The 12,641-nt window shown below is 37.8% G+C and carries 18 protein-coding genes, 4 tRNA genes and 1 rRNA gene; 11 read left to right on the top strand and 12 right to left on the bottom strand.

Annotation, left to right across the window (positions count from 1 at the left end):
* Positions 1 to 15: 15 nt before the first annotated feature.
* Positions 16 to 88: transfer RNA gene (locus MUN53_RS17375), tRNA-Gly, on the bottom strand.
* A 224-nt stretch (positions 89 to 312) separates the two neighbouring features.
* Here MUN53_RS17375 and MUN53_RS17370 point away from each other — a divergent pair.
* The 11 genes from MUN53_RS17370 (at position 313) to MUN53_RS17320 (ending at position 6,845) form a co-directional block, all read left to right on the top strand.
* Positions 313 to 1,524, top strand: coding sequence for a site-specific integrase (locus MUN53_RS17370; RefSeq protein ID WP_243326648.1), 1,212 nt, complete (start codon positions 313 to 315; stop codon positions 1,522 to 1,524).
* Between the two features lie 5 nt (positions 1,525 to 1,529).
* Positions 1,530 to 2,939, top strand: a complete 1,410-nt coding sequence (locus tag MUN53_RS17365) for a hypothetical protein (protein WP_243326647.1) — start codon at positions 1,530 to 1,532, stop codon at positions 2,937 to 2,939.
* Positions 2,940 to 3,168: 229 nt separating this feature from the next.
* Positions 3,169 to 3,456 (top strand): helix-turn-helix domain-containing protein, encoded by a 288-nt coding sequence (locus tag MUN53_RS17360; protein WP_243326646.1) that lies wholly within the window; start codon positions 3,169 to 3,171, stop codon positions 3,454 to 3,456.
* Positions 3,453 to 3,983 carry a hypothetical protein gene (locus tag MUN53_RS17355; protein WP_243326645.1) on the top strand — a complete coding sequence of 177 codons (531 nt, stop codon included), beginning with the start codon at positions 3,453 to 3,455 and terminating at the stop codon, positions 3,981 to 3,983. The genes MUN53_RS17360 and MUN53_RS17355 overlap by 4 nt, the downstream gene beginning before the upstream one ends.
* Positions 3,984 to 4,019: 36 nt before the next feature.
* A complete protein-coding gene (locus MUN53_RS17350; protein ID WP_243326644.1) occupies positions 4,020 to 4,955 on the top strand; it encodes a phage/plasmid replication domain-containing protein in 936 nt (311 codons plus the stop codon).
* Between the two features lie 63 nt (positions 4,956 to 5,018).
* Positions 5,019 to 5,240 (top strand): hypothetical protein, encoded by a 222-nt coding sequence (locus MUN53_RS17345; protein WP_243326643.1) that lies wholly within the window; start codon positions 5,019 to 5,021, stop codon positions 5,238 to 5,240.
* On the top strand, positions 5,221 to 5,514 hold the full coding sequence (locus tag MUN53_RS17340; RefSeq protein ID WP_243326642.1) for a hypothetical protein: 294 nt from the start codon (positions 5,221 to 5,223) through the stop codon (positions 5,512 to 5,514). Before MUN53_RS17345 ends, MUN53_RS17340 begins: the two co-directional genes overlap by 20 nt.
* A 1-nt stretch (position 5,515) precedes the next feature.
* Entirely contained in the window at positions 5,516 to 5,716 is a 201-nt protein-coding gene (locus tag MUN53_RS17335; RefSeq protein WP_243326641.1) for a hypothetical protein, read from the top strand.
* A complete protein-coding gene (locus tag MUN53_RS17330; RefSeq protein ID WP_243326640.1) occupies positions 5,700 to 5,948 on the top strand; it encodes a hypothetical protein in 249 nt (82 codons plus the stop codon). The genes MUN53_RS17335 and MUN53_RS17330 overlap by 17 nt, the downstream gene beginning before the upstream one ends.
* Positions 5,949 to 5,973: 25 nt before the next feature.
* Positions 5,974 to 6,537 carry a hypothetical protein gene (locus tag MUN53_RS17325; protein WP_243326639.1) on the top strand — a complete coding sequence of 188 codons (564 nt, stop codon included), beginning with the start codon at positions 5,974 to 5,976 and terminating at the stop codon, positions 6,535 to 6,537.
* Between the two features lie 2 nt (positions 6,538 to 6,539).
* Positions 6,540 to 6,845: a hypothetical protein gene (locus tag MUN53_RS17320; RefSeq protein WP_243326638.1), complete on the top strand. Its 306-nt coding sequence runs from the start codon at positions 6,540 to 6,542 to the stop codon at positions 6,843 to 6,845.
* Positions 6,846 to 6,982: 137 nt separating this feature from the next.
* On the opposite strand, the gene MUN53_RS17315 is transcribed toward MUN53_RS17320, so the two are convergent.
* From MUN53_RS17315 to rrf, 11 genes are all read right to left on the bottom strand, one after another.
* Positions 6,983 to 7,055 (bottom strand) — tRNA-Gly (locus MUN53_RS17315).
* A gap of 10 nt (positions 7,056 to 7,065) precedes the next feature.
* Positions 7,066 to 7,150 (bottom strand) — tRNA-Leu (locus MUN53_RS17310).
* A 22-nt stretch (positions 7,151 to 7,172) separates the two neighbouring features.
* A tRNA-Gly gene (locus MUN53_RS17305) sits at positions 7,173 to 7,245 on the bottom strand.
* 86 nt (positions 7,246 to 7,331) lie between these two features.
* The gene (locus MUN53_RS17300) at positions 7,332 to 7,778 is read right to left on the bottom strand and encodes a Rieske (2Fe-2S) protein (protein ID WP_243326637.1); all 447 of its coding nucleotides are present in this window, start codon (positions 7,776 to 7,778) and stop codon (positions 7,332 to 7,334) included.
* Complete coding sequence (gene argH, locus MUN53_RS17295) at positions 7,778 to 9,121, bottom strand: argininosuccinate lyase (protein ID WP_022456473.1); 1,344 nt, start codon at positions 9,119 to 9,121, stop codon at positions 7,778 to 7,780. Before argH ends, MUN53_RS17300 begins: the two co-directional genes overlap by 1 nt.
* A 94-nt stretch (positions 9,122 to 9,215) precedes the next feature.
* Positions 9,216 to 9,626: an SRPBCC family protein gene (locus MUN53_RS17290; RefSeq protein ID WP_022456474.1), complete on the bottom strand. Its 411-nt coding sequence runs from the start codon at positions 9,624 to 9,626 to the stop codon at positions 9,216 to 9,218.
* Positions 9,627 to 9,648: 22 nt separating this feature from the next.
* Positions 9,649 to 10,287, bottom strand: a complete 639-nt coding sequence (gene pyrE, locus MUN53_RS17285; protein WP_022456475.1) for an orotate phosphoribosyltransferase — start codon at positions 10,285 to 10,287, stop codon at positions 9,649 to 9,651.
* Positions 10,288 to 10,421: 134 nt separating this feature from the next.
* Complete coding sequence (locus MUN53_RS17280) at positions 10,422 to 11,108, bottom strand: ComF family protein (RefSeq protein ID WP_243326636.1); 687 nt, start codon at positions 11,106 to 11,108, stop codon at positions 10,422 to 10,424.
* A complete protein-coding gene (locus tag MUN53_RS17275; RefSeq protein WP_243326635.1) occupies positions 11,086 to 11,580 on the bottom strand; it encodes a regulatory protein RecX in 495 nt (164 codons plus the stop codon). The genes MUN53_RS17280 and MUN53_RS17275 overlap by 23 nt, the downstream gene beginning before the upstream one ends.
* On the bottom strand, positions 11,577 to 12,425 hold the full coding sequence (prmC, locus tag MUN53_RS17270) for a peptide chain release factor N(5)-glutamine methyltransferase (RefSeq protein WP_243326634.1): 849 nt from the start codon (positions 12,423 to 12,425) through the stop codon (positions 11,577 to 11,579). The genes MUN53_RS17275 and prmC overlap by 4 nt, the downstream gene beginning before the upstream one ends.
* A 114-nt stretch (positions 12,426 to 12,539) precedes the next feature.
* Positions 12,540 to 12,641 (bottom strand): 5S ribosomal RNA (rrf, locus tag MUN53_RS17265); the annotation flags it as partial.

Here is a 12,641-nt window from a genome sequence, read left to right as displayed (position 1 = left end):
CATTTTGGAAGCAAGAGCGGAAGACGGGACTCGAACCCGCGACCCTAACCTTGGCAAGGTTATGCTCTACCAACTGAGCTACTTCCGCATAAAAGCTGTACTCGAAGCGGGTACAAAACCCATATTTAAAGAGAAAACAAAAGAATAACAACAGAATATAATTAATTGATTAACAATTATATTTGAATATATATATTTTTCACTTGATTTCATAAAAAGATATATGTTTTATTGTTTTTGGCTACCCTTTGGCTACCTGAATAAAATAAATAACTATATTTGCAATCAAAGGAAATAAAGAACAAATAAGTTATGGCAACAAAAAAAGAAATAAGGTCTGATAATACTTATATCATTAGTACTGATGATACGGATAACCCAAAGTTAGGAGCAAAAATATTGTCTGATGGAAGAGAGAGTTTATTTCTTGACTACTATTTAGGTTATAAGATGGTCTATAATGAAGACAAAGACAGAGAAGTAGCGAAAAAGGAACGTAAAAGAGAGGCTTTGAAACTATATCTTTGGCAAGCCCCCAGAACTCCACTTGAAAGACAACAGAATAAAGAGACACTACAACTTGCAAAAAAGATAAGACATGAACGGGAACAGGAACTAAAAGAGGGAAAATTAGGTTACCGGCTCAAAGCTAAAGAGATTAATTTCTTTGATTTTATTCAAACATACTATGATGAGTATACTAAAGGGGACAAACGTATGATTAAAGCAGCCCAGAAACGGTTTACTGATTTTATTACTTTGGAATATCCACTATACAAAAACAACATTTCTCCAGAAAAGATAACTCCCGATATGATGGAGCACTTTGTTGAGTATTTGCAAAGTATCAGTAAAGGAGAGGGAGCATTAACACATTGGAAACGTTGGAAGAAGATAATCAAAGCAGCCGTAAAAAAAGATGTATTAAGAAAAAATCCATGTGAAGATATTGTTTGTAAAGCTGATGAGGAAGCACTAAAGAAAGATATACTTTCAATAGAAGAAATGCAACAGCTTATAAACACCACATATCAAGGACAGAATCCAGAAACGAGGAGAGCATTTATTTTCACCCTATACACAGGAATAAGATTTTGTGATATAAAGGATCTGAAATTCTCAAATGTGGACTATTCAAACAAAGTATTAACATTCAATCAGAAAAAGACACAAGGACACAGCAGTAAAAGTTATGTGTCTATACCTTTAAATGACGGCTTACTTTCATTAATCGGTACAGCCTCAACGGACAACCCAGAAGAAAAGATTTTCAAGTTACCGAGCCAAGAAATGTGTTTGAAAGCATTAAGACATTGGACTGCAAAAGCTGGAATAACCAAACATATTACATGGCACTGTGGCAGACATTCATTTGCCGTGAACATTCTTAATAATGGGGCAAATATAAAGACAGTGGCAAGTCTGTTAGGACACAGCAGCATACAACATACAGAGAAGTACACCAGAGCAGTGGACAGTCTCAAACAAGCAGCAATAAACAGTTTACCAGAACTTAAAATTTAATCAGCATGGTAACAACAGATAAGACAAAGGAGCTTGAAGAACTAACAGTAAAATTCAACGCTTTATGTGATGAACAGGAAAAGTTACCAAGAGAGGGGTTTGCAAAAGTCTTTGAGGTATTAGATGGAATGGAAGATACATTCACACCTCAACACCCTTATACAGAAAATGAGGATATTATAAACAAAGCACTTGAAATAACAGGGCATAGCAATGATGAGACTTTTTGCAAAGCTTTCAAAAGGAATAATCAAATAATGATTGAGGGGAAGAAGATACAGGCTAAAGGATTGGAAATATTAGCAATGCAACAATATGAAAAAGCTAAAGAAGAACCACCAAGTCCTGATGAATGGCAGTTCATGCCAATAAGAATTTTTGCACCAAAAGAAATAATAAGCGATATTATCAACCCAATACTTGAAGGCAATGCTAAAGAGGGAAAGGGATTTTATGAGGTTAAAACCAATATACCAGAAGAAGATGAGAGTATGGATGATTGGTTTGAGATTGAAGCCTATGGAATAAGATGCAGTTTAGAGCCAATATATAGAGAGTTGCAAGATTATGGAATTTTTAATGATAACGTTTTAGGCGATCAAATAATAAAGAAATACTACCTAACTGCATTTAAGATGTTAGTACACTCTATCAGAGACAACACAGATAGACCTAATAGAGTAAGAAATATCATAACAAACACATTAAAGGACTTAGACAGAATACAGGCGGTTGGGTTAGTACTTCAAATATTGTTATTACAGAGCCTTTTTAGATGGTTGGATGAAATAGACCTCAAAGAGGATGAGGAAGGTTATAAGTCAGCTTGCTTACTTGCACAATGGATTGGAGAACAGTTAGCAAAAAAAGAGGTGGATTTTTGTTGTTACGGATGGGGAGAAGAGGATAAAAAACAGCTAAAACCTTTTTGTGAATATCTACTTTCAACAGAAATAGGCAAAGCAGTGCAAAAACACCTTTTTGGAAAGCAAATAGATTGCAGTTGCATAATTGACGGTGAAAACGAGGCAAAAGAAATACCCCAAAAAACTAAGGCAGCTATAAAACAGTATATAACAAAGCCTCAACCAGAACACCCAGAGCAGCAACAAAAAATCGATAAACCAACAAGGGGTAAGGGCAGACCTAAAGAAACATTGAAAGATAAGATGATTAATGATGCTGATGGAAACAAGTTACAAAAGGTGCATATAGTCATGAATGACAAAAAAGGTAAGGATGCCGCTTTGATTATATTGGCTTGTATAAAAAAAGGATGGATGCAAAAACCTACTTTCACACAAGTTGCAGAAGAATTTGGAGATATTGGTAAACAGCAAGGATTTACAAAGTATCTAAAAGAAAGTTACTTTACTAAAGATGAGATAGAGGGGGCAATAAATAGCCTTGATTAAGGCTTACAAATATTTCGTTCAGTTGTATTTAATAGTATTTAATTGTGGATAAATTGCAAGCAATTAAGTACTATTTTCTTTATTTCATCACCTCTTTTTTCCCCTCTATCTTTGCCCTTGTAGTCAGATGGATAGCAAGTGCAAGACTATTCCAGACGATTACAATGGGTAAAAACGGGCGGAGCCTTGCACCTTCACCCAGAAGCCTAGATCTTTAAAAATAGAAGTTATGGCAGAGGACTTAAAACAGGTTGCCGACATGATTACGGCTAACACAATTTTCTGTACCAAAGAGGTACTAACAAGTGATGAGGCAGCAAAGTATATGGGTATATCTAAAAGCTACCTGTATAAACTTACTATGAAACAACAGATACCACATTTCAAGCCTATGGGTAAGATGTGTTATTTTAACCGTCTGGAGTTAGAACAATGGCTACAAAGCAACAGGATAACAACAGAGGCAGAGATAAGTCAGAAAGCACAATCATTTTGTATGAAAGGAGGTTTGAAATGATAATACCTACTATCCGTTATTATGGGAGATTGGAATATGATAATAACAGCAGAGCCACACCCAAATACTCTATTAAATTAGAAGCAGGATATTATGAGCCAATGGAGCAAATAAAAGGCAGAAACGGACTTGTATCTATGTATCTGATGGAAAAGCTAAAAGAAGGAGCAAATGTACCGTCTGTGAGATTGCAGGCAAAAAATAGCCTGAATTTTACAGGATTGAAAGATTATTTTGTGGATGGTAAGTTGAGCGGTTTTGCATACGGTTACCCCTTATCTGATAAGTATTATAGCCATAAGAAAATAGAAAATCCCTTTTATCAATATCGCAATGACGGTTTCTTGTTCATTATACACCAAGACCAGAAAGCGGTGATAGCACCAGAGCAAATAAGACCAATGTTCATAGAACTTATAGTTTTGGATGGCGCAAAGGTACTGATACCGTCTTACTGCAAGCAATTAATAATGGGTGGTTTTGATGAGGCAATCAAACAGTTAAGGGAACAGGCTAAGGTCTTATAATAATGTGTAGTTTGTACCCAAAATCTGGTAACGGTGATGTATGATAAGGTTAAAATGTGGGCGATTAGAACCAGAGCAACCCCTGATATTAGTAAGTTTCTGGATAAGGCAAAAGATCAGATAGACCATGCAACGGGCGAGGTGACAACATTTGGATGTTTGGAAGGCTTAAAGGTTTCAATCTTTACTGGAGGAGTCTCAATAATTGGTAGCTTATCAAAATATCTGCACTCCAATAATATTTATCCTCTTGACAGACATAGTACAGCAGAAGCTGTAGAAAAATTATCTGATAGTTTACATTGGAATATGGCAGGGGCAAAAATAACGGGTCTAGAGTTTGGAACTCAATTTGTGATGAGGCACAAGCCAGAGGAGTATTTAAAAAAGTTGGGAGACATGCCACGGCTGCAAAGGTACCATTTTGAAGCCGGAACGCTTTACTATAAACCCAAAGGGAAACAACAATTGAAAGTATTCATATTCTATGATAAGAAAGCGGATGCCGAAGTCAAGGGGATGAAACTACCAGAGGGTTTTGGTAATGCAAACTTACTGAAATATGAAATGAGATTTAATCAGAGGTTACCACAACAAATTGGGGTACCAGAGATTACGGCCTCAACACTATCAGATAACGATTTTTATCGTCAAATGGTAAAACGGTATCAAGAGAGTTATTTTTCTATATCCAAGCAAAACCAAATTAAAACAAATATTATGAATGAAATAAAGACTGTTTCAGATGCTTTTAATGTACTAGTTGCACGATTAATCAACCAGAGCGATCAGACGCAAATAGTAGAATTCATTGAAGAATTAAAAGAGGCAAGAATTTTTGAGGATAGAAAGAATTACACAAGGTTGAAAAAGAAAATTCAAGAAGTTGCTACAAAAGCAGAAATATCGATCTCTGATGAACTTATAAAGGAACTTGATAATGAGATTAAGAATGTTGGTGCCTATGTATAAGTCTTATAATAAGATGTATTTGTAGGCAAATTTTGGTAACAAACTAAAGAAGTAAAAAATAGTATGAAAACGAGAACAGATGCAGTAGTATTAGCGATTCTAAAGAACAAAGATATAATCACAACAGACAATAACGGACATACAATCTTAGATGTAACAAAGTTACTCGATACAGACAGAAATGAGTTTCTGAAATGTAGAAATGTTGGTGATTATACTGCAAGTGAAATTGAAAAACTGAAATACAAACTTAAAACGCTAATTTATGGCAAGACAGAAGAATGACGGTAGAGGGCGGTTAGGAGGTAGAGCGGTAGGGACACCAAATAAAGTATCTGGAACCTTGAAAGAGTGGTTAACTTCATTAATTGACAAAAACCGTAAACAGATAGAAAAGGACTTAAAAGGTTTATCCCCAAAAGACCGTTTACTAGTGATTGAAAAGCTGATGCAGTATGTTATTCCAAAGCAAGCAGCCCAGCAAGTAAAACTGGATTTTGATAGTATGACAGATGAACAACTGCAACGGTTAGTAGAAGAAATGACAAAGGAGGTATAGTATGAAGATCAAAGTAACAAGACAGGAACGCATAACTTTATTGAAATGGTTAAGTAGCGGTGAAATAGATACAACCGATTTACCACAACTAAATGAAACAATAGAAGAAAAAGATTTGTGGATTGAGGCATTGAAGAAACTGACAGACCAGTATGAACTGGACGAAAAAGAGAAAGGAGGTAGGAATGAAAATTCCAATTAACAGACAGTTAAAAGTAATTCTACTGAAATGGCTCAAGCAAGGTTATATGAATACCGATGATATTCCAGAATTAAATGATGGCCGTGATAACTGGTTTCTTAATTTAATGAATCAAGCTGATATAGAAACAAGGTACACGGCAGAGGATTTAGAAAATGTACCAAGTGAATTATTAGTGCAAATAGCACAATACATTCAAGATGCAGAATATCAGAGAACCCAAACAGCGTAATATTAATTTTCAAACATTAAACAAGATGGAAAAGATTTTAATTAGCTATGACAGAAACAAAGCTATCAGAATGATTAATGAATTACAAGAAAAGTGTAATAGAATGAACCGGTTTATCCAATCTATATTTAAGGAAAATGATATTCCACTGACAGCTGAAAACTTTCATATGGCGATCTTTTACCCCCAGCGGATTGAAACTGTATATTATTCAGTCTTGAACGAGAAAATAAAGAGTTTTCCACAGGTTTTACAGGCAACAGCAAGGCTGGAGGCTGAATATGCAGTAAGCAGTATGTTGAAAAAATTAAATTCCTTTGAGTTAACATACTCAGATAAACAATATATTGTGTTATCTGAAACCATCTGTAAAGTAAATGAGGACGCAATAAAAGAAAGCTGTAAACGCTATCTTACAGACGAAAAGGAGATAGAAGTTTATAATAACATTCAACAGGCAGCAGATACACTCAACAATTTGTTTAAGAATGAAATTCCGTTGAATTGGATAAACATATTCAGAGCCAATAATGGTCAACTGATAGTAAATAATGAATTGAATTTTAATTATTTTGTAAACAGAAAATGAATATGACACGGACAGAACAGAAAAAAGAACTTATGGAAGTCTTACAGGATGTACCAATAAAGATGGCAGAACGTTTTAAACGCAACTTTGAAAGAATGGCTTTTGATAATGATGTAGACTTTAATGACTGGATAGACGATGTATGTTTGGAGATAGACCACAAAGAGGACAAAAATAAATCCGTAAAAAGAAAAATACGGGAAGCACGGGTAAAACGTAACAAACACCAGGAACAACCCAATACCGTAATGTGGGGTCTAGAAGATGCAAGGTACTACCAACAGAAAATTAGAGGTTTATCAAAATAATTAATTCCCTATCATTGTAGTAAAAAGCCATAACGGTATTTATATACTCCAATTAAGGTTGTTTATCAAGTTGACAAATATCCTTAATATAAAAGCCCCGCAATTCCGAAGAATTACGAGGCCATTTTGGAAGCAAGAGCGGAAGACGGGACTCGAACCCGCGACCCTAACCTTGGCAAGGTTATGCTCTACCAACTGAGCTACTTCCGCATAAAAGCTGTACTCGAAGCGGGACTTGAACCCGCACAGCTGCAATAGCCAAAGGATTTTAAGTCCTTCGTGTCTACCGATTCCACCATTCGAGCATCCCTTTCACTTAAAGTGATGAGCGGAAGACGGGACTCGAACCCGCGACCCTAACCTTGGCAAGGTTATGCTCTACCAACTGAGCTACTTCCGCAATTTTCGCTTTCGGTGTCTTAATTCCCGATTGCGAGTGCAAAGGTATATATATTTTTTATACTACCAAACTTTTTGAGAGAAAAATTAATTGGTGACATACAATTTTGTTCCGCTCAAGGCAGTTTGGTACTGTTTCAATCCTCGTGTAGCCGGACCTTCCACTCGATTTCCTGAAGCTTCATAAACATTATACTTCGAACCACATTTCGGACAAACAACGTGAATACCATCTTCATCCATTTTTACCCTGACATTCATCTGTGTTTCATAAGGGCAAGCCAAATCATAAGCAGAATAGCCAAACATATCATGATAAACAAGAACTCCCCCAAAACCTGTTCGCTCGGTTTTACCCAAACCTGGAGTCTTCCCTAAAATATACTCCTTATAAGCCATCACACCATTCAGATCTTTATCTTCAAAAGTAAGATCCAACTCCAGATAAACAGGATAAGACGGGAAATAACTGTGCTCTGTCTTAGAACAAGACAAAGCACAGAATAATATAAGTAAGGAAATAAACTTTCTCATCAGGCCTTCTGTAATAAAGCATCAACAGCAGCATTCATTCTCTCGAAATGGAAACCATCAACTGCCTTCTGCATCAAAGCTGCGATTTCCGCATTACATAAATTGCCGATACTGCCTTCATGCGTATGATGAACCTGTTTGTCGGCCACAAATTCACCTGCTTCGATGGCTAATCCAACCTGTTTATAAGCATCCCGGAAAGGAACGCCAGCCAAAACACGACGATTCACTTCTTCCACACTGAATAACAAAGAATACTTGTCATCATCCAGAATGTGTTCGTTAACCTTAACTTCACGCATCATGTGTGTTACCATCCGCAGACAATCCTTCAGCTCATCAAACGAAGGCAGGAATACTTCCTTGATAATCTGCAGATCCCGGAAATAACCCGAAGGCAGATTATTGCAGATCAATGTAATCTGGTTGGGCAAACCTTGGATTTTATTACATTTTGCACGCGTCAGTTCAAACACATCCGGATTCTTCTTATGCGGCATGATACTCGAACCGGTTGTAAACTGATCCGGCAACTTGATAAAACCAAAATTCTGACTGTTGAACATACAAGCATCAAAGGCCAGCTTAGATAATGTTCCGGCAATACCAGCCAAAGCAAAAGCCACCGTACGCTCCATCTTACCACGTCCCATCTGCGCATAAACAACATTATAGTCCATGGAATCAAATCCCAACAGATCAGTCGTCAGCTGACGATTCAAGGGGAACGAAGAACCATAACCTGCCGCCGAACCCAGAGGATTCCGATTACAAATCCGATAAGCAGCCTGCAATAACAACATATCATCGGTCAGACTTTCGGCATATGCTCCAAACCAAAGTCCGAAAGAAGAAGGCATAGCAATCTGCAAATGCGTATAACCAGGTAACAACACCTCTTTGTATCGTTCACTCTGTTGCTGAAGCACCTCAAACAACTCCTGAACCAAGTGCACCAATTCCTGTATTTCAGCACGAGTATAGAGTTTCAGATCCACCAAAACCTGGTCATTCCGAGAGCGACCACTGTGGATCTTCTTGCCCATATCACCTAACTGGCGAGTCAGCATCAGTTCCACCTGCGAATGTACATCTTCAATGCCATCCTCAATCACAAACTGTCCGGCTTCGGCAATTGCATAAATCTTACGCAGTTCAGCCAGCAATTGCTTCAACTCATCTGCTTCCAGCAAACCGATCTTCTCCAGCATCGTAATATGCGCCATCGAGCCCAGCACATCATATTTAGCCAAGTATAAATCCATTTCACGGTCACGTCCTACCGTAAAAACATCCACTTCATGATCTACTTGAACATTTTTTTCCCAAAGTTTTTGAGCCATAATTATTCTCTTTAAATATATAGTAGCGAAAGAAGCAGAGAGCCGAACTTCGATGTCCAAACTCTCTGCTTCTCACTATTTAGAATCAAATTTATCAATAAGGCAATGAGGCCAGCACCGTAGAAATCTTGTCCAATGCATCTTGCAACGGTTTTGAAACCATTGGCTTTAAGAACGAATTCAACTCAGCACGGACAGTCAGACGCATACGAGTGTCCATTTCCTGCACTTGCTTTAATTGAATCCAAAGGAACAAAGGAACCGGCGAATTGGTTGTTTGAAACTTAATTGTCTTGCAAGGTTCACGATCTACAATCTGGAAAGTAATCTTTCCGACAGGGCTCACCGAGAAACTACAAGAATCACTGTCAAACTCAAAGTCCTTAATTTTATCCTGAGGTATGCGATCTTTGATCCGTTCTAAATTAGAAAGATCAGAAAGCATGGCATAAATACGCTCATCGTTTTGTGGGATCTGTTTGATCTCACTCACAAATTCTGTCATTCAATCAAATATCAGTTACCTATTATTTATTAGGATCCCAAGCTGACGGATCTTTTCTCCACTCTTGCAATACTGCAATTTCTGATTCAGCGATATAATCTGTACGAACAGCTTCTTCCAAAACTGCATCATAGTTACTCAATGTATTCAGAGTAACTTTAGCTTCCTTGAATGCTTCAACAGCAACAGGGAAACCATACGTAAAGATTGCCACCATACCGATTACGTCACAGCCAAAGTTACGTACTGCTTGCACTGCTTTTAAGCTACTTCCTCCTGTTGAAACCAAATCTTCAATGATTACTACCTTTGATCCAGGTTTCAATTCTCCTTCAATCAAATTTTCCAAACCATGATCTTTTGGAGTCGAGCGAATGTAAACGAAAGGCAATCCCAGCAAGTCAGCTACCAACGCACCTTGTGCAATAGCACCAGTAGCAACACCAGCAATCGCATCTACATTTTCATATTTCTCACTTATCATACGAGCCAATTCCAATTTGATAAAACTACGAACTGCCGGATATGAAAGTGTTTTGCGATTGTCATTATAAATAGGAGATTTCCAACCTGAAGCCCAGGTAAATGGATTCGCAGGCTGCAATTTGACAGCCTTAATCTTCAATAATTTTTCTGCGACTAATCTTTCCAGTGTTTTCATACAATCCTCATTCTATTTATTTGTTCTGCAAAAATAATCAAACTAGCCGACAAACGATTGTTATTCTTCTTTTATTTTTCAGACTTGACTAAAAAATATTTTCAGGATTTAAAACAACAGATTATTTCGTTCTATCAAACCTTGGCCAATGCAAAAGCTCTCAATTGGATCCCCGGTATATTTCCCAGTATAGCAGCACAAGCATTAAAGGTAGCTCCAGTCGTCAGCACATCATCAATCAGCAGAACTTTCCGATTTTCCAGCTCTTTAGATTCAACCAGCTCAAATACTTCCTGCATATTTGTCCATCGGTCATATACATTCCGATGAGTCTGGGTTTCAGTCTTCACTTTACGTGTTACAGCCGAAGTATTTATCGGAGCCGGTAAAACCGACTGTATGCCTTTTGCAATCCATTCCGCTTGATTATATCCGCGCTCCTGCAAACGCTTGGGATGTAATGGAACTGGTAAAAGTACGTCAAAATCACAGATAGGATGTTTTTCATACAGGAGCGTTCTAAAAGCCAAACTACCCAAACTATAAGCTAATTCCTTATTGTCATAATACTTCAAGGCATGAATTAATTGCTGCACATGACCGCCCTTTTCAAAGACATAAAAAGCATATGCCTGTTTAATATCGGATTTACCCACAAACAAAGATTCCCACGTTTCACCTTCCTGATGCCGGACTCGGGGTAAATCACATAAACAATTCAAACAGATCTGTTCTTCTCCTTCCACCAAGGGCTCTTCACAAAGGAGACATAATCTTGGATAGAACAAATGCAGAAAGTCAGTCCATATCGAATTCTTCATGGTAGCCTCCTTGCCACAATCGCTTCAAACATGCTCCTGCTTCAGCTGGCTGAAATCCTCTCCCCACTGCAAAACGTAATAATTTATAATAGCGCTCTCGCTCATCCTTTGCCTTAACAGATTTCATTTTTGTCTTCAACAAATCCATCAAGACCTGGTCATATTCTTCCATTTCTAAAGAAGACAAAGCTAATTCGATCTCTTCTTCGGAAATTTCCTTACGCAACAATTCACAACGAATCTTATATTTTCCCCAATGATTAAACCGGAATTTATCACTTACAAAAGCACGTGCAAAACGCGCTTCATCGATAAATTTTTCCTGACGCAAACGATTGATGATCCGGCTAACAGCCTCTGGTTCTAATTCTGCCTTTACCAACTTTTGCCGGACATCCTGTTCACATCGTTCTGCCGAAGAACAATAGGCAGCCATCCGATGTAACATTTCCTGTTCATTCAACTTTTTCATAGTACAAGTTGTGCTTTTAACATTCTATCTTTTCCAAAATAATCTTTTATAATTGTAGTCGGACTGAATCCGGCACTATTTAATAATTCGAGCATCGCATCACCACATTGTTCATTGATTTCAAAATACAACCAGCCACCTGCCATTAAATGACTCTTTGCCAACTGTACAATCCGCCGATAAAACAATAAAGGATCTGTATCCGGTACAAAAAGAGCCTTATGAGGCTCATAATCCAATACACTTGCATCCATCTCCAGCTGTTCATGCTCCATGATATAAGGAGGATTACTCACAATACAATCATATTGCTCCAAACAAGATTCAGCCTCAGAAGACAATATATCTACACAAGTCCAAGAAACGGAAACATGATTCAATGTCGCATTATCAGCCGCTACTCGTAAAGCTGATGACGATATATCCAAAGCCGTCACACGGGAAGCAGGGAGTAACGAAGCCAATGAAATAGCGATACATCCACTGCCTGTTCCGATATCCAAGATACGTGGTGATGGGCAAGAAGAAAAATCATTTACAATCAGACGGACCAGTTGCTCTGTTTCCGGACGAGGTATTAATACGTCACGACTCACATGAAAAGGCAACCCACAGAATGTTGTTTCACCCCAAATATACTGAATAGGTTCCTTCTTCGCCAATCGATCAACAATCACCTCTATCTGAAGTCGCTGCTTATCCGTCAATACATCATCCACTAATAATAAACGGTAAGGAGGAATTCCCGCCACTTCTTCCATCATCCAACGGATCAATTCACGCAATTCCCCTGGCGGATATAAAGCATCTAACTGTTGATGTATTTTTGCTAATGCCTTCTTCATTCAGTCGTCTCAATTTTTGTATAAAGATACAAACCTCAGATTGAGAAAGCAAGATTTTAACATGAAAAAAGCCGACTCAACATTTTGTTGAACCGGCTTTCATTCTCTTTTCTAAAACGGCGGCTACCTACTCTCCCACTGTTACGCAGTACCATCGGCGTGACGAGGCTTAACTTCTCTGTTCGGAATGGGAAGAGGTGGATCCCTCGTGCTATA

This window comes from Parabacteroides faecalis (assembly GCF_022809355.1).
GTDB lineage: Bacteria > Bacteroidota > Bacteroidia > Bacteroidales > Tannerellaceae > Parabacteroides > Parabacteroides faecalis.
This window is presented reverse-complemented; position numbering and strand designations above follow the sequence as displayed.